18 protein-coding genes and 2 pseudogenes are annotated in these 18092 nt (G+C 66.3%); 8 read left to right on the forward strand and 12 right to left on the reverse strand.

Annotation, left to right across the window (positions count from 1 at the left end; translation table 11 throughout):
* The 3 genes from ACLEQD_RS03920 to ACLEQD_RS03930 all read right to left on the reverse strand — a co-directional run.
* On the reverse strand, window positions 1-701 hold a 701-nt coding region (locus tag ACLEQD_RS03920), incomplete at its 3' end, for a hypothetical protein (RefSeq protein ID WP_410381938.1).
* Between the two features lie 198 nt (window positions 702-899).
* Window positions 900-1334 (reverse strand): hypothetical protein, encoded by a 435-nt coding sequence (locus tag ACLEQD_RS03925; protein WP_410381939.1) that lies wholly within the window; start codon window positions 1332-1334, stop codon window positions 900-902.
* A 126-nt stretch (window positions 1335-1460) separates the two neighbouring features.
* Complete coding sequence (locus ACLEQD_RS03930) at window positions 1461-1769, reverse strand: uracil-DNA glycosylase family protein (protein WP_410381940.1); 309 nt, start codon at window positions 1767-1769, stop codon at window positions 1461-1463.
* Window positions 1770-1879: 110 nt separating this feature from the next.
* Here ACLEQD_RS03930 and ACLEQD_RS03935 point away from each other — a divergent pair, with 110 nt between their 5' ends.
* Together ACLEQD_RS03935 and ACLEQD_RS03940 are read left to right on the forward strand one after the other, a co-directional pair.
* A complete protein-coding gene (locus ACLEQD_RS03935; protein ID WP_410381941.1) occupies window positions 1880-2119 on the forward strand; it encodes a hypothetical protein in 240 nt (79 codons plus the stop codon).
* Between the two features lie 204 nt (window positions 2120-2323).
* Complete coding sequence (locus ACLEQD_RS03940) at window positions 2324-4024, forward strand: serine/threonine-protein kinase (RefSeq protein ID WP_410381942.1); 1701 nt, start codon at window positions 2324-2326, stop codon at window positions 4022-4024.
* A 120-nt stretch (window positions 4025-4144) separates the two neighbouring features.
* On the opposite strand, the pseudogene ACLEQD_RS03945 reads toward ACLEQD_RS03940, so the two are convergent.
* The 3 genes and pseudogenes from ACLEQD_RS03945 to ACLEQD_RS03955 form a co-directional block, all read right to left on the reverse strand.
* Window positions 4145-4512: pseudogene (locus ACLEQD_RS03945) on the reverse strand (transposase); the annotation flags it as partial.
* A 42-nt stretch (window positions 4513-4554) separates the two neighbouring features.
* Window positions 4555-5958, reverse strand: a complete 1404-nt coding sequence (locus ACLEQD_RS03950; protein WP_410381943.1) for a UdgX family uracil-DNA binding protein — start codon at window positions 5956-5958, stop codon at window positions 4555-4557.
* The gene (locus ACLEQD_RS03955) at window positions 5958-7217 is read right to left on the reverse strand and encodes a putative DNA modification/repair radical SAM protein (protein WP_410381944.1); all 1260 of its coding nucleotides are present in this window, start codon (window positions 7215-7217) and stop codon (window positions 5958-5960) included. Before ACLEQD_RS03955 ends, ACLEQD_RS03950 begins: the two co-directional genes overlap by 1 nt.
* Before the next feature lie 117 nt (window positions 7218-7334).
* Here ACLEQD_RS03955 and ACLEQD_RS03960 point away from each other — a divergent pair, with 117 nt between their 5' ends.
* The 3 genes from ACLEQD_RS03960 (at window position 7335) to ACLEQD_RS03970 (ending at window position 10144) form a co-directional block, all read left to right on the forward strand.
* Window positions 7335-8276, forward strand: coding sequence for a sigma-70 family RNA polymerase sigma factor (locus ACLEQD_RS03960; RefSeq protein ID WP_410381945.1), 942 nt, complete (start codon window positions 7335-7337; stop codon window positions 8274-8276).
* Between the two features lie 10 nt (window positions 8277-8286).
* Window positions 8287-9081 carry an alpha/beta fold hydrolase gene (locus ACLEQD_RS03965; protein WP_410381946.1) on the forward strand — a complete coding sequence of 265 codons (795 nt, stop codon included), beginning with the start codon at window positions 8287-8289 and terminating at the stop codon, window positions 9079-9081.
* 238 nt (window positions 9082-9319) lie between these two features.
* Entirely contained in the window at window positions 9320-10144 is an 825-nt protein-coding gene (locus ACLEQD_RS03970; RefSeq protein WP_410381947.1) for a hypothetical protein, read from the forward strand.
* 23 nt (window positions 10145-10167) lie between these two features.
* Here the strand turns inward: ACLEQD_RS03970 and ACLEQD_RS03975 are convergent, their stop codons facing one another.
* From ACLEQD_RS03975 to hrpA, 4 genes are all read right to left on the reverse strand, one after another.
* Complete coding sequence (locus ACLEQD_RS03975; RefSeq protein WP_410381948.1) at window positions 10168-10722, reverse strand: DUF488 family protein; 555 nt, start codon at window positions 10720-10722, stop codon at window positions 10168-10170.
* Between the two features lie 52 nt (window positions 10723-10774).
* Complete coding sequence (locus ACLEQD_RS03980) at window positions 10775-11317, reverse strand: DUF3418 domain-containing protein (protein ID WP_410381949.1); 543 nt, start codon at window positions 11315-11317, stop codon at window positions 10775-10777.
* Window positions 11318-11449: 132 nt separating this feature from the next.
* Window positions 11450-12517 (reverse strand): DUF3418 domain-containing protein, encoded by a 1068-nt coding sequence (locus ACLEQD_RS03985; protein WP_410381950.1) that lies wholly within the window; start codon window positions 12515-12517, stop codon window positions 11450-11452.
* Window positions 12514-14481 carry an ATP-dependent RNA helicase HrpA gene (gene hrpA, locus ACLEQD_RS03990; protein ID WP_410381951.1) on the reverse strand — a complete coding sequence of 656 codons (1968 nt, stop codon included), beginning with the start codon at window positions 14479-14481 and terminating at the stop codon, window positions 12514-12516. The genes ACLEQD_RS03985 and hrpA overlap by 4 nt, the downstream gene beginning before the upstream one ends.
* Before the next feature lie 88 nt (window positions 14482-14569).
* Between hrpA and ACLEQD_RS03995 the strand changes: the two genes are divergently transcribed.
* The 3 genes from ACLEQD_RS03995 to ACLEQD_RS04005 all read left to right on the forward strand — a co-directional run bounded on the left by ACLEQD_RS03995 (window position 14570) and on the right by ACLEQD_RS04005 (window position 16545).
* Window positions 14570-15007: a hypothetical protein gene (locus ACLEQD_RS03995; RefSeq protein ID WP_410381952.1), complete on the forward strand. Its 438-nt coding sequence runs from the start codon at window positions 14570-14572 to the stop codon at window positions 15005-15007.
* Between the two features lie 382 nt (window positions 15008-15389).
* Window positions 15390-15602, forward strand: coding sequence for a hypothetical protein (locus tag ACLEQD_RS04000; protein WP_410381953.1), 213 nt, complete (start codon window positions 15390-15392; stop codon window positions 15600-15602).
* A 232-nt stretch (window positions 15603-15834) separates the two neighbouring features.
* The gene (locus ACLEQD_RS04005; RefSeq protein WP_410381954.1) at window positions 15835-16545 is read left to right on the forward strand and encodes a hypothetical protein; all 711 of its coding nucleotides are present in this window, start codon (window positions 15835-15837) and stop codon (window positions 16543-16545) included.
* On the opposite strand, the gene ACLEQD_RS04010 is transcribed toward ACLEQD_RS04005, so the two are convergent.
* Window positions 16531-17367: a hypothetical protein gene (locus tag ACLEQD_RS04010; protein WP_410381955.1), complete on the reverse strand. Its 837-nt coding sequence runs from the start codon at window positions 17365-17367 to the stop codon at window positions 16531-16533. The two genes, ACLEQD_RS04005 and ACLEQD_RS04010, sit on opposite strands and share 15 nt — an antisense overlap.
* Before the next feature lie 507 nt (window positions 17368-17874).
* Window positions 17875-18087: pseudogene (locus tag ACLEQD_RS04015) on the reverse strand (hypothetical protein); the annotation flags it as partial.
* Window positions 18088-18092 lie beyond the last annotated feature (5 nt).

Here is an 18092-nt window from a genome sequence, read left to right on the forward strand (position 1 = left end):
CCGCTGCCCAGGATGCCCTTGGCCAGCGTGCCGCCCGCCTTCGCGGCGTCGCCCGCGGCGGTGGTGACGGCGCGGCCCACGTTCTTGAGCGTCGCGCCCTCCATGAGGCCCTTGGTGGCGGCGCCCTTGACGGCCTTGAGCACGTCGTCGCTGGCGTTGGGGAGCGCCTTCTTGAAGGTGTCGAAGGCCGCCTTGCCGGCGTCCAGCTTGCCCTTGATGATGCTTCCGCCCAGCACGCCGCCCATCACCTTGCTGCCGACGATGCCGCCCGTCGCGGCGGAGATGGTGGACCTGGCCGCGTCCAGCGAGGAGCGCGCGGCGGTGATGATGTCGTCCTTGCTGCCGGAGCGGATGGCCTGGCGGACGTCCTTGAAGGCCGTGGCGCCCGCGGCCACCGCGCCGGGGATGCCCGCGTAGCGCATGGCGGCGCCCATCTGCGCGCCGAACTTGGTCAGCCCCTTGAAGCCCTGGGAGAAGGTCGGGTTGCGGACGTAGTCCAGGTTCGTCTTCCCGAGGAGGCCCTGGGCGCCGTCCTTGATGTTCTTGATCTGCTGGAAGGCGTCCTTGCTGAAGTTGATCGCCTTGGAAGCCTGGGTCGCGACCGCGATCCCGCCCTTCACGAGCTGCTTGTTGGCCTCGAAGGTCTGCTGGACGTTGGTGCGGACGGCGTTGAAGGTGCGCTTGATGTCGGGGAAACCCATGGTGGGCCTCGTGGATTCGGAAAGGGGTGGAGCTTGAGCTGATTATCGGACGCGAAGCGCGCGAGTTGCTTGAGGCTCGATTTTCAGGATTACACGCGCGGGACATGTGCGACGAAGTGCCAAGTGCCTGGAATCGTTAGGTTTTCAGTCTGATCGCGCCGCGAGGCTGTCGACGGACCAGGGCCAGGTCCGCACTCCTCACTTCCGGTTCGCGCAGAAGGGGGCGTCGAAGGTTCCCGACAAACCCGTCGTCGTTCCGTCGGATTTGTCCTGGACCTGGACATCGAAGCTTCCCACGAGCTGGTCCGTCGTCGCGGTCGTCAGCTGGATGCTCCCGCTGGTGGCCACCGCGAGTGTCTCCGTTCCTCCGTCCGTGAGGCGCTGCTGGAGCTGGACGAACCCGGGGCCGGTGGCGCTGCCGACCTCGAATGTCCCTGCCGCAGGGGGGCCGAGGACCAAGACCGTCACGAAGCGAGACGGCGGAAGGACATAGCCGGCGTCCGCGGGGGTCGTGCAGAACCCGGAGAGGTCGGTGTCGGAAAGGAGGGCAATCGAGAAAGAGGTCCCGCCGTCGGGGCCGCGCGGCAGGAGTTCGCCGGACCAGGTCACCGGGAAGGCCTTGTCGCCCTGCAAGGATCCCACGCCCTCCGTCTGTTCCGACTTGGAATCACAGGCCGGAAGGAAGAGCAATCCGATGACGGGAAGGAGGGTCAAGCGCATGGGTCGTTCGCGATGAGCGGGTCGGGTGTTGTGGAGAGCCTATACGAGCAGCGGGAATGCACGGCCGGCCGACGTGCCGGGGCCGGGGCACACGCCCTCCGGCCCTCCCCCGAGCGTACGCAGGGTGTCCGCTGCCCGGCGCAGGTCGTCCTCGAAGTGAATCCGTGCCTGGGTCCGCGCGCGTTCGTCCGGCATGCGCAGGAGCACCGAGGGGTGGAAGGTCGCCATCCATGCCTTCGCCCAGGGCGTGTCGAAAATCTGCCCCCGGCTCAGGTTAATGCGGAAGCCCGGCCCGAGAAAGGCCTGCGCCGCCGTGGCCCCGAGGCAGAGGATCATCTTCGGCTTCATCGGCGCTAGGAGAACCGCTTCCAGAGGTTCATCCCCGTCCATTTCACGGCGACTCCCACCTGTGCGAGCCGGCTCACGACGAAGCCCTGTCGTAGGAACTCGGCTCGAACGTGCGGGGGTCCTCCGCGCTGTGGGGACAGCTGCGCGCGCTGCTGGCGGAGCTGAGGGAGGGCAGAAGCCTGACCTCGGTAGCGCCGCGCGTGTGCTTCCCCTTCCAGTTGGAGGACGCGGAGTCCCAGAACGTCGCGAAGTTCAAAGGTCATCGCTACACGTTCGCGCCCGCGAAGAAGGGATACCTAAAGCTGGACGGGAAGTCAGTGCGCGGCACAGGGAACCTTTCTGCGCTCTAGCGGGAGCGGGTTCGCGGCTCATTCCATCTCGGGTTGGAAACTTGCTTAATCTGAATAAGCAATTAGTCGCCCCGCCTCAAGGTGGGTGTGTGCTGACTCCGTCGACAAGCATATGCGCCTGAATGGAAGCGGCGGATTTTTGCTGTCCCTGATTTTTCGCTCTATGCCCCAAAGATCAATCAGTGAATCGCTGGGGGCACTGCCGTGAAGATCAAAGGCAATCCGAATACGCTCGATGCTGGGGCATTCCCCATTCCGGCGGGCCAGTTCGCGACCAATCTCGTCGCGCTCCTCAAGATGTCGGGGCAAGAGCACATTGTTAAACTCCTGGATTCATCCATCGCTGAGTTGAGCGCTTCCGACTTCGACAATTGGAATGGTGGTACGACGGGGTGGGACCTGCTCTTACGGCTTGATATGGCGGTCTTCGGACGGCTGCCGGTTGCTGATAAGGAAGAGATAGAGAGGGTGGTCCGTGGGCAGGCTTCCAGATTAGTTGGGGAGTTTCCCCATCACCACATCCCCAGGGTAAACATCGTTCCCAACCTACTCGCCGCCGAATCGGCTCTGCTACCTGACTACGACGAAACTCGCGGATACGCAGGTAAGGAGCAGTTCTTCCAGGCTCGCGAGCTTGAGTTCGTGCGTCCCCTTGCCAGTGGAGGTTTTGGCGAGGTTGTCATCGTCAAGAGACGGCATCTTGGCACGGAATTGGCGGTGAAGTTCTTCGATCCACATCCACTGGTAGTTGATAGCGAACAGCGACGCCAGAAGGCTCGAGCGCGCTTGCTTCGCGAGGCGAGGCTGCTCGCATCCATTCGGCACCAGAATGTCGTGCGATTGTTCGACTGCGCGATGATCAGTGGTGATCCTGTTCTTGTTCTGGAGTTTGTCGATGGGTCCACGCTTGATGCGATAAGGCAGCAAAGGGGCCCCATGCCGTCAAGCGACGCCGTGCCCTTGATCGCGCAAGTGCTGGATGCTTTGGCGGCGTGCCACGCTCGTGAGATTTTCCATCGCGACGTATCGCCGAGGAACGTGGTCGTTGATAGGACTGGGAGAGTGGTTCTGATCGACTTCGGTTTGGGGCTGTCCGGCGAGCTGATCGATGGAGCGCGGTTGACGACTCAGCCCATGGGCACTCCAGGATTTCGAGCGCCTGAGCTTGAGTCTGATCCGCTGGCAGCAAAGTCAGCCATTGATATTTTCGGTGCAGGTGCCCTGGCTGTTTTCCTGCTGACCGGACGGCCTCCTCAGCTTGGGTTGCCACTTGAAATTCCAGAGGCGCCCAGGGCGCTGATTTCGCTGCTACAGCAGTCTGTCGAGGTGGATCCCAGGCGCCGCATCCAATCGGCGGCTGAGTTTGGGCAGGCCTTGCGTGCCTGTGTCGCAGGACGGAATACAGCTGGTCGCACGATAGTGACTGCTCATGGATTGTCGGAAGAAGATGTGCGAGAGCACCTTGGGATAGAGGTGCGGGGTGAGGTAGAACAAGAGGTGTCGGTTCTCGTTGGGCAGTTTGCGATTGCTGTCGATTCCCTGGTGGTGACCGAGAAGAATCTAGAGGTGGGACTCGCGACGCTGCTGGTTGTGGCTAGGCATCAGATCGATGTCTATTTGGCGGCAAGGGAACCAGACAATCGCTGTGATGCCAGTGCCTTGATTGCGTCACTGAGAAGCCTTATGGGCTTGCTCTCTAAATCGTTGCAGGCTTTCGATGTCGCGACAGTGGAGACGTGGTTCGCTCAATCCGTGGCGTATGGTTGGCTGACCGAGGGGAAATATGATTCCTGGGTGCCAGGGATGAAGTCGGGCTCAGGTTGGAGAAAGTGCTACTCGCCAACCAGCTTGGGGCGCAGATGGCTCAAAGCGGAAGCTCGCTTCGACCCTGCGCCTGAACGGTAGGACGAAGCATTCCGTGGAATGGATGCTGTCCATCTACGACGCGCCCCCCAGCCGCTCGCAAGCGTCCGCGTTGTCGCCTCGGCCACCTGCTCCCGAGCGAGGCTGAGCCAGCGCGACATTCACGAGTCGGTACGCCGCTTGGGCGTCGCCACTGACTCCTGCGCGAACCGAGCCGCAGCTTTTTAAGATGTCACGCTCCTCACGCAGCCCCCGCACCTCGCCCCATAGCCGCTCAATCTCATCGCGCTCATCTGAGGCGGCACGACTCGCCCTCGGAGCCGGCCTATTCTCGCCGTTGCTGCTGGGAGCACGACTGCTGCTCCCCTCCAACTGCTTCTTCCGGTTGCGGATGCTCTGCTAGGTGCAGCCGAGTCTCTTGCGAGGCTTTTGCCAGAGCGGCCGGCCTTCAACAACTCAACGACTCGCTCACGAGACTCCGGCGGGTATGGGGGCGTGACTTTAGCATCGTGGGGGCCCTTTTCGCACAGCGGATGGGACCCCACAAAACCGGGCCAACTTCACCGCTGCCTTCACCCGAGCGCGCGCAGCGTTTCCGCCACCCGGCGCAGGTCCTCCTCGAAGTGGACCCGCGCCTGGGCCCGCGCGCGCTCGTCCGGCATGCGCAGCAGGGCCGAGGGGTGGAAGGTCGCCATCCACGCCTTCGCCCAGGGCGTGTCGAAAACTTGCCCCCGGCTCAGGTTGATGCGGAAGCCCGGCCCGAGGAAGGCCTGCGCCGCCGTGGCCCCGAGGCAGAGGATCATCTTCGGTCTCACCTGCGCCACCTCGGCGTCCAGCCACCCCTTGCACGCGAGCACCTCGCTTCGTCCGGGCTTCGCGTGCAGGCGCTGCTTCTCCTCGCCCTCCACCCACCCGAAGTGCTTCACCGCGTTGGTGACGTAGAGCTGCTCGCGCTCCAGGCCCACCGCGGCGAGCACCGTGTCGAGCAGCTGGCCCGCCGGCCCGATGAAGGGCCTGCCCTCCCGATCCTCCTGGTCTCCCGGCTGCTCACCCACGAGCATCAGCCGTGCCCCCGCCGGCCCTTCGCCGAACACCGTGCGCGTGGCGCGCTCGTGCAGAGGACAGGCCCGGCAGCCTTGCGCCGCCTGTGCGAGCGAGGCGAGGTCCCGGTGTTCGGGCAGGAAGCGGCTCGATTCGGAGAACTCCAGCTTCGGGCTCACCATGCGCGAAGTGCGCTGGGGCGCCTGTCGCACCAGCTCCGGGATGAGCCGGGTCTCGGGCAGCGTGGCCCAGTGCTTCTTGGGCATCTCCGCGCGCATGGCCCGTACGTTGAGCCGCGCCGGATTGAAGGTCGACGCGTAGTACGTCCCCCACATCTCCTCCAGTGCATCTCCCTCGGAGGCTTGAGAGCGCGGCACGCCCGGTCCGTAGGTGAGCTGCTCCAGGTCCCAGGACACGCTCGCGTCCGGCGTGAGGATGCTCCAGCGCATGGAGGGAAAGCGCCGCGCGAAGAAGGGCGCCACGTAGCGCACGATGAGGTGCTCGGGCCGGTGCCACGCGATGAAGAACTCCTCGCCGTCCCGCTCCACCCGCCGGAAGCGAACGAAGGCCTTCATCTTGTGCGCGTCGCGCTGCACGCCCTTGGCCAGGGTGAGTACGCGGTACACGTCCGCGTCGCTCTCCACCTCCAACAACTTGCGCTCCCCGTGCGTCAGCCGCCACAGCACCCGGTAGAGCAGCCCCCAGCGCTCCGGCGAGCGGTGACACGCCACCTTCTGAGCCAGCTCCAGGAACGCCGGAGGCACCGACAGCCCCGCCACGGGCGCGCTCGCGGGCACCACGGCCGGTGCGAGCAGCGAGCCCTGCCCGTGCCCCTCCTCGGTGAACAGCACCTGCTCCGGGGACACCCCCCGGGCGAGCAGTCCTCGCGCCGCCGCGCGGAACGCGTCCAGGTCCGGCCCCACCTCCACCCGCATCAGAGCTCCCCGGTGAGCGCTTCCCGGGCGGAGGCGAACAGGGAGAGCTGGGTGGACGGAGGCGTCACCCGATCGGCGAGCCGGGCCGAGTCGATGAGCCCCGTGGGCCGGGGATCCGCCGTCACGATGAAGGGCTTCATGCGCGTGAGAGGCACGCGCAGCCGCGCCAGGTCCGCGAGCGTGACGCGGTGCCAGCGGCGGATGCGGAGGAGTCGGTCCACCGTGCGCACGCCCATGCCCGGCACGCGCAGCAGGACCTCGCGCGGGGCGCGGTTCACGTCTACGGGGAACGCCTCACGTCGGCGCAACGCCCACGCGAGCTTCGGGTCCAGCTCCAGGGACAGGTCCGGCTGTTCGGGCGGCGTGAGTTCGTCCATGCGAAAGCCATAGAAGCGCAGGAGCCAGTCCGCCTGGTACAGCCGGTGCTCGCGCACGAGTGGCGGAGACTTCGCGGGCAGGCGGGCGTCGACGAGCGGGATGGGGCTGTAGCCCGAGTAGTACACACGCTTGAGCTTGAAGCGCGTGTAGAGGCGGCTCGCGGTGTCGAGGATGGCCGCGTCCGGCGTGGGCGTGGCGCCGACGATCATCTGCGTGCTCTGGCCCGCGGGCGCGAACTTCGGCGCTTTGGGGCTCTCCTGGCGCTCGGCCCTGAATTGCTCCACCCGGGCGGAGATCTCCTTCATCGTCCCGCCCGTGACAGCGAAGCTCTTCTCCGGCGCGAGCTTCTTCAGGTCGCCGTCCGTCGGCAGCTCGATGTTGGCGCTCAGCCGGTCCGCGTACAGGCCCGCCTTGTCGATGAGCTCCTTGGACGCGCCCGGCACCGCCTTGAGGTGGAGGTAGCCCTGGAAGCCGTGCACCTCGCGCAGCGTGCGCGCCACCTCGATGAGCTGCTCCATCGTGTAGTCCCGGCTCTTGATGACGCCGGAACTCAGGAACAGGCCCTCGATGTAGTTTCGCTTGTAGAAGTCGAGCGTGAGCCGCACCACCTCCGCGGGCGTGAAGCGCGCCCGGGCGGTGTCACTGGAGATGCGGTTGATGCAGTACTGGCAGTCGTAGATGCAGAAGTTGGTGAGCAGGATCTTCAGCAAAGACACACACCGGCCATCCGGCGTGTAGCTGTGGCAGATGCCCATGCCCTCGACGCTGCCGAGCCCTTCCTTCCCGGCCTTCCGTTTGCCGCCGCTGCTCGGACACGAGGCGTCGTACCTGGCGGCATTCGGCGAGGAGCTCCAGCTTCTTGCGCACGTCCACGGTGACAACCCCTGCCACCGCCCCTGACGCGTGACGTAGGGAGAGAAGGGGGCAACCAGGAAGCAAGGGCCCTGTTTCTTCGCCTGCTGACGTATCCTTCTTCGACCGTCGCGTGTCTCCCCGGCATGAGCACTGAGTCACAGGAACTGCTGGGAGACGCCGTCAAGGCGTCCTGGCGCCGCTTCCTCGATACCTACGAACCCCTGCGCCCGGACCTCTACCGGTACTGCCGGCAGCTGACGCGCAGCCCCTGGGATGCCGAGGACATGGCCCAGGAGACGATGGCCCGGGCGTTCGCGAGTCTCGCCATCATGGCGGAGCCGCCGCGCAGCCCGCGGGCGTGGCTCTTCCGGGTCGCGAGCAACCTGTGGCTCAACCGGATGCGGCAGGCGCGCGAGGTACCAGCCCCCGACGCCATCGAGGTCCCGGAGCCGGCGACGCGCGCCGAGCCTCGCGCGACGCGCGAGGCCGCGGGGACGCTGCTGTCGCAGCTTTCGCCGCAAGAGCGAGCCGCGGTCGTGCTCAAGGATGCCTTCGGGCTGTCACTCGAGGAGACCGCCGAGGCGCTCTCCACCACGACCGGCGCCATCAAGGCCGCCCTGCACAGGGGGCGGGCGAAGCTGGTGACGCCGGAACCGGACGAGCCGGCTCCGGTGGTGCCCGCCGTCCTCAACGCTTTCTGCGACGCCTTCAACGCGCGGGACCTGGATCGTCTCACGGCGCTGCTCCTCGATACGGCGACCCTGGAGTATCCGGGCTTCAAGATCGAGTACGGGGCCCGGGCGGTCCGTGACGGCTCGTTCAAGGGAACGCTCTTCGGCTGTCCCGAGGGCGGCTACGTGCTCGTGGATCCGCCGCGTTGCGAGCTCCGCGCGCACCGGGGCGAATCACTCTTCCTCTGGTGGTCGGGAGACGCAGTGCATGCCGTCGTGCGGGTCGAGCTGGACGGCGACCGCATCGCGCGGCTGCGGGACTACTACCATTCACCCGAGGTCCTGACCGAGATCTGCCGCGAACTCGACGTCCCCTTCCGCACGCACGGCTATCCCCCCGCTGCCTCGCACTGAAAGCACCGCCATGACACTCCACACCGTCAAGTCCGCCGATGGGACGTCCATCGCGTTCGAGCTCACCGGCAAGGGTCCACCGCTCATCCTGGTGGGCGGAGCGTTCTGCGACCGCACGGCGCCGACCTCGGGAACACCGCTGGCGGCGCTGCTGGCCCATCGCTTCACCGTGTTCAACCCTGACCGGCGCGGTCGTGGGGACAGCGGGGACACGCCGCCCCATGCGCTCGAAAGGGAAGGGGAGGACCTCGCGGCGCTCATCACCGCGGCCGGCGGATCCGCTGCCGTGTTCGGCAACTCGTCGGGTGGCCTCCTGGCCCTGGATGCCGCGGCGCGAGGACTCTCCATCCCGAAGCTGGTTGTCTATGAGCCTCCCGTCATCCTCGATGCGGGCCGGGCCAGGTCATTTGAAGACCTCGCCAAGCAGCTGGATGAGGCCGTCGCGGGGAACCGGCGGTCGGAGGCCGTCGAGCTGTACTTCACGAAGGTGATGCAGATGCCCGCGCCCGCCGTCGCGCAGCTGCGCAAGGCGCCGATGTGGGCGGGCCTCGAGCACCTCGCTCACACGCTGAGCTATGACCTGCTCATCACGGCCCGCGGCCCCTTGCGGCTCGCGCAGATGTCGGCCGTCCGCGCGGCGACGCTCGTCATGGACGGAGGCGCGAGCCCGGGCTGGATGCGCGAGGCGATCCAAACCCTGGCACGGGCCATTCCCGGCGCACGTCACCGGACGCTGGAGGGACAGACGCATGCCGTCGACCCCAAGGCGCTCGCCCGGGCGCTGGAGGAGTTCCTGGGCGAATGACCTCAACTGTGGCGGCGAGCCGAGGTCGCCCCCACGGGAAAAGCCCGGCCATCCCTCGCGGGCGCCGGGCTTTTCATGACGAGACCCTGACGCTGAAATGCCTAACAGGTCTTGTTGTAGAGCGCGATGCAGTTGTCCTTGAACTGCTGGTAGGTGCACTTGCCGTTCTGCTGGCAGGTGGCCCGTTCGTGGGACCTATCCCATCCAATACACCTGGACCAACGGCGCCGTCGGAGCAGTGAACAACCGCATCACGGCGGTCAATGCTGTCGCCACGGGAGGGGGCGGTGCGGCCACCCAGCTCTCCGCGAAGGACTGGGCCATCGCCATTGATCCACGTGAGTCCGCCGCGGGGGCTCCTCCGCGACCTATCGGCGTCGCCGGGGGCGCGCACTACAACACGCTGGGCGCCTGGGTGAACCGGGCGCCTGTGTCCGCCCAGGTCTTCGAGGAGCTGGCGGACAGCGTCCGTCTGGCGGAGAGCGCGGACAGCCAATTGCCCACCGCGACGCCCGCGGCACGGCTGGCCCACATGCCGGATGGCACCACGAGCGCCATCGCGCTCAACAGCGACATGACCGGTGACCTGTGCTGGCTCATCGTCGCCATGAAGCTCCATCCCGACCTCGCGGTGGCGCTTCGCATCGGGCCGACCGACAAGCATCTGCGGGTCTGCTCTGCCATGATTGAGCAACTGGTCGAGGCGGGGGCGGTCCACAACGCCATCCTCCCCGCCGGCCCGGCGACCACGGTTCCAGGTGCCGAGAGCCAGGCGATGCGCAACGCGGAGGTGGGCCGCGCCATCTTTGAAGCCAACACCGCGGGGCACATGATCTCCGCCCAGCTGGGAGCGACGCCGAACCTGTCCGAGCAGATCGTCAGCGACCTGGCCTGCAAGGAGGCCAACAGGGTCCGTCCAGCGCTGCCGGGGGTGGCCCTGCCCAACCCCGCGGCGGCTCCGAAGCCCAGTCCCCACCCCTACCTGTTCCGGTGCCCGTTCTGTGGCGACACGCAGCAACAGAAGAGCAAGTACCGGCGCCACCGTTTCTGGAACCGGCATTGAGTGGACGGCCTGAAACGACTTCTCTACGTCGCCGGGTACAGCACCTGTCGCCCCCGCACTTGCGCGAAGGCGGTGAGCCGGTGCGGCTCCACTCGGGTGGGGCTCGTGATGTGCGTCACCGGGACGCCCCGCGCCCAGAGCGCATCCGCCACCAGCGAGCGATGGCAGCGCCAGCGCAGCGCCTCCGCGCACATCAGGGCCACCGGCCCCCGCAGCGCCACCTCACGCAGCGCCTCCAGCCCCTGCGCGAAGTCCTCCGTCAGCATGTAATCCGCGTAGCCGCGAAAGCTCAGGTTGCGCCAGGCCGCGTTGGGCGAGTCCTTGCGCGCACGCCGCAGCCCGCCGAGCGCTGGCAGGTGCAGGTGCTCGACGCCCACCCGTGCCAGCGTCTTCCCCAGCACGTCCACGTTGAACTGCGGGTTCGTGCGGGAGCGCGGCACCGTGCGGATGTCCACCAGCGTCCGCACGCCGTTCGCCCACAGCATCTCCACCAGCTCTTCGAGGGTGCGCGTGGAGTGGCCCAGCGCGAACACCTGGACGCCGCCCCATCCTCGCGCTCGCCTCGGCATTTCCATCATCGGCCCTCTCCAATGTTGGACGTGGGCCGGCGCCTGACAAGGCGCCTCGCCTCTAGCGAAGCGCCGCGAGGGCCGCGCCGACCTTCGCCACCGTCACCGACACGGGCGTCGTCACCTCCGGAGCGAAGATGGCCACGCGGAGCTCCTCGAAGGCCCACCGCAGCTCCTGCGCCGCCTCCGGGTCCCGCACGGTCGCGGACCGGGCGAGGAAGCTCTCCCACAAGGGGGTGAAGGGCGCGGCCTTCCCTGCGTCCTTGGCGGGGTTCGCCACCGCACGCGCCAGCCGTGCCTGGGCCGCGCGGAGGTAGCGCGGGTAGTGCAGCAGGCGCCCGAGGGGAATCCACTCGATGAGCTTCGCGGGGAACAGCTGCGCGAGCTGCGAGCGGATGTCCCGCACGGCCGCCGCGCCGCTCGGCCCCTTGGAGGCTGCCTTGAGCGCGGCGAGCGTCTCCGCGAGCTCCGCCGAGGTGGCGACGACGGCGTTCGCCCAGTCCCGGGCCGCCTGCTCGATGCGAGGTGAGCCCTCTTGCACCCGCGCCTCGAAGGCGCCTTCGTGCGGGCAGCGGCGCACCCGGTGCGAGCTTGAACGCATCATCGACGCCGCGTGCGAGGACGAGCGCCTTGAACGCGTCGGCCTGGCCCCGCGCGGGCGGCGCGCCGTCCAGGGAAGGGAAGGGCAGCGGCATGCGCGCGGCGCTGACGGCCACGTGTCCGCGCGCGGCGATCATCAGGAGCCGGCGGACCCCGTGCGCGAGGCCGCGTCGGCGGCGGCGGAGGTCTCGAGCAGCACCAGGTCCACGGTGGCGCCCCGGTCGACGAGCGCGGGGTAGCTGCGAACCTCCAGCCCGCCGACCCGCCGGGTGACCACGGGGGGCAGCTCGCCGAAGGTCCAGGCGGTCAGCCCCTTGCGCTCCCAGTCCGAGGTCGGTGCCACGCTGCGCAGCGCCGCCCGTGCGCGTCCCCCGTGCTGCTCGATCAGCGCGTCGGCGTCGCGGCTGCGCGCGAGCTCCTTTCCCCGCTCGTCGAGCACCCGGAGCGTGGTGCGCAGGTACGGCGGCACGGCCTCCGCGCGGAAGGACTCCTCGGTCACGTCCACGCCGCACAGCCGGGACACCGCGCGCGCAAGCGCTGGAAGCATCGGCCCGCGGAAGGGCTCGAGCTCCTTCTGGAGCCGGTCGACCAGCTCCGGCAAGGGCCCCAGCTGCTTGCGCTGGGCGCGGGGGACCTGCTCGAGCAGGGCGGTGAGCTTCTCCCGCTGCCACCCGGGGATGGTCCAGTCGAGCTCACCCGGGACCAGCTGGGCGAGCAGCAGCAACGGCACGCTCAGGGTGATGCCGTCGTCCTCGGCCGAGGGGTCGAAGGTGTACGTCACCGGCACGGACGCGCCGTGCAGGGGGATGGCATCCGGGTAGTGCGCCGGCGACAGGCCCGGGTCGTCGGAGAGGGCATCCTCCATCGAGAGGACGAGCACGGCGGGGTCGTCCGCCTCGGCCTTGCGGCGCCAGGCCTCGAAGCCTGCTCCGTCCGTCACGTCCTCCGGGACGCGCTGGTCGAAGAACGTCAGCAGCGCCTCGCTGTCGAGCAGCTCGCTGCGCCGGGCCTTGTCCCGCAGGCGCGCCACGCGCTCCAGCACCTCGCGGTTCTCCTCCTGGAACGCCCCCCGGGTGCGGTACTCGCCGCGCACCAGGGCGTGCTCGAGGAACATCAGCCGTGCCCGGGCGGGGTCCAGGTGGGCCAGGGGCACGGGGCGCTCCTTGAAGACCTGGAGCCCGAAGAGGGTCGCGTTCTCCTTCACGACGGCGCGCGCGGACTTCTCCGACCAGTGCGGGTCGAGTAGCTGCGCTTGAGCAGGTGGGGGGCCGCCGCCGCGAGCCACTCCGGGTCGAGCTTCGCCACGGTGCGCGCGAACAGCTGGGACGTCTCCACCAGCTCGAACGCCATCGCCCAGGCCGGGGGCTTTCTCGCGAGCGCCGACGAGGGGTGGACCATGAAGCGCGTCTGCTTCGCGCCCGTGTAGTGGCGCTGCTCCGGGTTCCACTGGCCAATGCGGGACAGCAGCCCGGTGAGGAGCGCCTGGTGCAGCACGTCCCCGCGCGCCGGGGGGCCCCGGCCCTTGCGCGGCAGGCGCAGCTCGCGGACGGTCTCCTCCAGCTGGCGCTGGACGTCCCGCCACTCGCGCACGCGCAGGAAGGACAGGAAGTTGTCCCGGCACACGCGCCGCAGATGGGACGTCCCCCGGCCCTCGGCCTCGCGCACGAAGGCCCACAGCTTGAGGAGCCCCGCGAAGTCCGAGTGCTCGTCACGGAAGCGCGCGTGCGACGCGTCCGCCTTCTGCGCGAGCTCCCGTGGCCGCTCGCGCGGGTCCTGCAGGTTGAGCGCCGCGGCGACGATGAGCACCTCGTCCAGGCACCCGTACTCGGCGCCGGCCAGGATCATCCGCGCGATGCGTGGGTCCACCGGGAAGCGCGCGAGCTGGTGCCCGAGCTGCGTCAGGGTGCGCTCCTTGCCCTCGATGGCCCCGAGCTCCTCGAGCACCCGCCAGCCCTCGGCGATGGCCTTCGGCTGGGGCGGGTCGAGGAAGGGGAAGTCCTCGACGTCACCCAGGCCGAGCGACTTCATCCGCAGGATGACGCCCGCGAGCCCGGTGCGCTTGATCTCCGGGTCGGTGAAGCCGGGCCGCGAGGTGAAGCCCGCCTCGTCGTAGAGGCGCACGCAGATGCCCTCGCGCACGCGGCCGCAGCGCCCCTTGCGCTGGTCGGCGCTGGCCTGGGAGACGGGCTCGATGTGCAGGCGCGTGGTGCCGGACCGTGGGTCGTAGCGCGACAGGCGCGCCACCCCCGTGTCCACGACGTACACGATGCCCGGGATGGTGACCGACGTCTCCGCGACGTTGGTCGCGAGGATGACGCGGCGTTGGGGGATGGTGGCGAAGACGCGCGACTGCTCGGCGGCGGACAGGCGCGCATACAGGGGCTGCACCACGGTGCCGCGAAGCTCGCGTGCGTTCAGGGCGTTCTCGGCCTCGCGGATCTCCCGCTCGCCGGGGAGGAACACGAGCACGTCCCCGTCCGGGTCGAGCGAGATGACGTTCGCCACCGAATCGGCGACGGCGTCGGCGAGCTCGGCGTCGTCGGGGGGCGGCTCGTAGAGCACGTCCACCGGAAAGGTCCGGCCCTCCACCTGGATGACCGGAGCGCCCCCGAAGAACTGCGAGAAGCGCTCGGTCTCGATGGTGGCCGAGCTGACCACCACCTTGAGGTCGGGGCGCCTGGGGAGGATGCGCTTGAGCCACCCGAGCAGGAAGTCGATGGTGAGGCTGCGCTCGTGGGCCTCGTCGAGCACGATGGTGTCGTAGCGGCTCAGGAGCGGGTCGCCGTGGATCTGCGCGAGCAGGACGCCGTCGGTCATGAACTTCACGGCCGTCCGCTTGGACGAACGGTCCTCGAAGCGGATCTGGTAGCCGACGTCCGTGCCCAGCTCCGTGCCGAGCTCGCGTGCCACGCGCGCCGCCACGCTCGTCGCGGCGATACGCCGGGGCTGGGTGACGCCAATCTGGCGCGGGCGGCCGCGCCCCATGGCGAGCAGGACCTTCGGCAGCTGCGTCGTCTTCCCCGAGCCGGTGGCCCCCGCGACGATGACCACCTGATGGCCATTGATGGCCGCGGTGATGTCCTCCACCCGGCTCGAGATGGGGAGCTCGGGGGGGAAGCGCAGGGTGGGCAAGCCGCCGGGGGTGGGGGAGGGTGAGTCGCCGGACATGGCGGTATGGAGTAGCACTGAAGCGCACGCTGCGCCCCTGCCGAATCGTGTGGGTGCTTCTCCCTGCTCGCTGCCGTATCCTCGTCGCGTGACGACGCCGCGTACGCTCACCGACCTGATGGAGCAGATGCCCGGCCGCAACCGCGACTGGTCATTGCCGCAGGACCTCGGCGTCGATCGTGTGACGGTCACGGCCGCCTGGCTGGCGAGCGACAATCCGCCAGCGATGCTGCTCCTGCTCGCCGCGATTCATCCCAAACGCGAAGTGGAGAAGTGCATCGAGCTGGCGACCGGGATGTCGTTCTTCGAGCCCATGCGGGTCGAAGCACACTCGATGAGTCGCCGCCTCCCCGGCATGAACGTCAATGGTCGGTCTCCGTTCTACTTCATTCATCTCTTCCAGAGGCTGCGTGCCGCCTTGCAGATGACTTGGGACACCGAGAGGTCGCGGCTCGAGCCCGAGCTCGTCGCGGCGATCCGCGTCGTCATCCCCGATCCGTTCACGCTCGTCGGGCCCGCTGCATAGGGCCAGGGGATGAATAAGCTATCGCCGAAGTCCTGCGGCTCGGCAACAGCGCGTTCCGGACGCTTCGAATGCCGCCCATTCGGTCCATGTCCAATCCCCCTGCCGCACCCCAGAGGGGTGCGCGGCCTGAGCGGGCGTGTGCCCAATGAAGGCTGCACGGCTACGCCACTGGCCTGGCGCACAGCTCGCGGCATCCGTCAGAGTCCCTCCTCGGCACCTCTGCACCCGCCCCTCCCCGCAACAGGCCTTCTCTTCGCCCAAAGCATCCGTGGTGCTGGGCGCGGTGAATCTGCCCGAGGGTTAGCTGCTCATCCTGGACTCGGGCATGGGTCGCTTCTGCAGGCACGACGCGGAGCCTGCGTCGCTCCGGAAGAAGGACCCAATGACGCACGACCTGCGCATCACCGGGCCAGACGCGGAGGCAACTGGACGCGCCCATTACCGCGAGTTCGACCCGCGCTACATCTTCGACCGGGCGGATCCGGATGACGCAGTAGAGCAAGTCGAGCGGTTCGCGCGGAAGGAGGCTTCGATGCGGGCGGGGAACTTGTCGGCGTACAATGTCCCGGCCAGAAGGGAGGGATATCCGATGTAGGGACAATGCAGTGTTAGAGTTCCAGATTAGCATTCGTGGCATGAACGCTCCTAGGCGGTTGGCTATCTGGAGTACCTGCTGAGGTGTGGACGCGGCGTAGTTAGCAGTCCGCTATGCAGCGACTATTTTTGAGATGACAATGATTTTTCTGTTTTTCTGTGGCGCCTGAACTCCATGGATTTCTAGGTAGACTCGAGATTGCCGGGTGTTGTGTTGGTTTGAGAAAGTATCTATGACGGGAACGGGAACAGAATTAGGAACAGGACTTGGTGATACCGTGGGTTTGCCGCCGACCAAAACGCCGGAAGAGCAAGACAAGGAGCTGCGTGAACTGATTGGTAGCCGATGGTGGTTTTTTAAGGTGCTGAATACGGACAAGTCTTGGAACTATTTGGTCCCGTGGCCGATTCCCGTGCTCGTTCAACGCTGGAGACAGTCTCGGGGGCGCAAAGCAAAAGGCAAGCTTGCCGAGGACGGCCGATGGAGCACACTTGCGATCTTGCTGACAATATATATGTGGAGCTTTACTGGTAGCGAGACCGTCGTTCACGACCAGTCTCGTGCCAGTGATGCAGGAAAGATTCTGTTTACTGGCGCATTCCTGCTGGGGACTCTACTGAGTGTAAGCATAACGCTTCCAGGACAGAGCGTTCTTAAGCCACTCATTACAAAAAAACCAAGCGTAATCACTAACTTTGCGGCCGCATTCGCATGGTCTCTTCTTTGGGGCTTGAGCGGCGGGGCTTTGCTCACATTCTATGGAGACTGGTATCCCGAGATTCGGCCCGTTGCTATTTTTGTAGGCATCCTTGGTGGCTTTGCTGAGCTGAATACTCTTTTGTTTGTATTCAGGCTTTACTTGATGGGGCTGGCGGATATTTCCAGGGATGCTCGCGTCGAAGCCGCCAAGAAGAAGGGCGACAAGGGCTCAACGTCTACGTGAAATGCTGTCCAGAAGCAGGAACAAGGCAAATATGACGGCTTTGGGTCGTGCTTCCGCTTTGATTTTGTGGCGCTGGACTTCGTCATGAGTGCTTACCGTTAGCTGTTCGCCACCGACTTCGCCTTTGATTAGTGCTCTTCCATTTTTATCGTTGACCTCTATGTGATTTACAACCTTGCCAATGGGTGTGTCGCCTGTGAGTCCTTGTATGTTCAAGGATTCCCCTTTGGGGGCACGAACCGATTCGGTTACCTCTTCAGCATTTGAAGCTTCAATCCATTCGTCTACAAGTTGATTTCCGGGGCTCTGAGAGTGGCGATATGTTAATTTGAGATTGTCTATGACGTCGAAGTGCTCGAGCCAGCTGGTTATTGTTCGCGCCTCTTTTTGGGGCTGCAGTGTGATTCGAAAAGTCCGCCCGTTTGCGCTGGCGGCGGCGTCGACATAGCTTTGCAGTCGGGTGTATGGAAGTTGAGCCCGTTCCCAGTAAGCAATCACATGCTCGTGCGGATCGTAGACGAATGCAGATACGCTCTCGGAAGTTCTGATTGCGTCTCCTGAGACTGCGAAAACGTATCCGTTTTCTCGATTTTTGTCGACTGACAGCGGGAGGGCTTGGCGTTGGCTTCCGAATTCCCCAGCCCAGCGCTTCTTAGTTTTTTGATAGTTTCCCGTGACGTACTCAATGCTTGATCTGTGCCTCAATAGTACAGGACCAGTAAATCCAAATACCTGTCGCAAGGCCTGTTCTTCGGACAGGTCCGTGTTGTATGGGTCATATTCCACCTGGAAAATAATGATTGAAAGAGAGCGGGGGTCCATTTGTCCTTGGCCTGGATTCCATGCAAAGAAGGTGGCGCTCCAATCATGCCCGAAGTCATGCGTGACTTGAAGCCCTTAGAGTCTGTTGAATTGAGTCGCTACGTAAGGCGGCGCATCATGGGGCCGGACATTGCGATGTGGATGCGGGTTTCGGACGAATGATCGTAGTCGCGAGACAGTCGCCGCTGGCGTGTCATCCCCGCGTTGGTGCACTCCACCACCCAGCGGTGCTTTACACAACGAAATCTCTGTCCTCCTCGGCATGCCGGACAATCTCCAGCTTCAATCCGGCCTTCTTCGCGGCGTCCGCGCCACCACGGGCCCCTAGTAGCCCTCATCCGCCCAGACCTCGTTCAACGAGGGAGAGTCTTTGGAGGCACGCGGGATCACCGCACCTGCCGCAGCGTCCCGGTCCTGTAGCCCTCCGGCCAACGACGTGGCGGATCGCTTGAAGGCGGACGGGATGCGTGCGGTGACGAGCGGCGCGATAGACGGAATCGCGAAGCATTAGGATGCAGCGGCGGTGCGTAGCTGCTCCCTCTCGCGCGGAAGCAGCTTCCCGATGCGAGCGTTCGGGTGCGTCTTGACGCGCAGCAGCACGTTGGCGAGGTGGTCTTCGGGGTTGGCGCTGTTAGCCTCGCAGATGGCGGCCAGCGCATAGCGTCCCGCGAGGTTCTCCCCCGCAGCTTCGTGGCCGACGAAGAGAATATTCTTCCGCCCAGGGC

This window comes from Corallococcus sp. 4LFB (assembly GCF_046520365.1).
Lineage (GTDB): Bacteria > Myxococcota > Myxococcia > Myxococcales > Myxococcaceae > Corallococcus > Corallococcus caeni.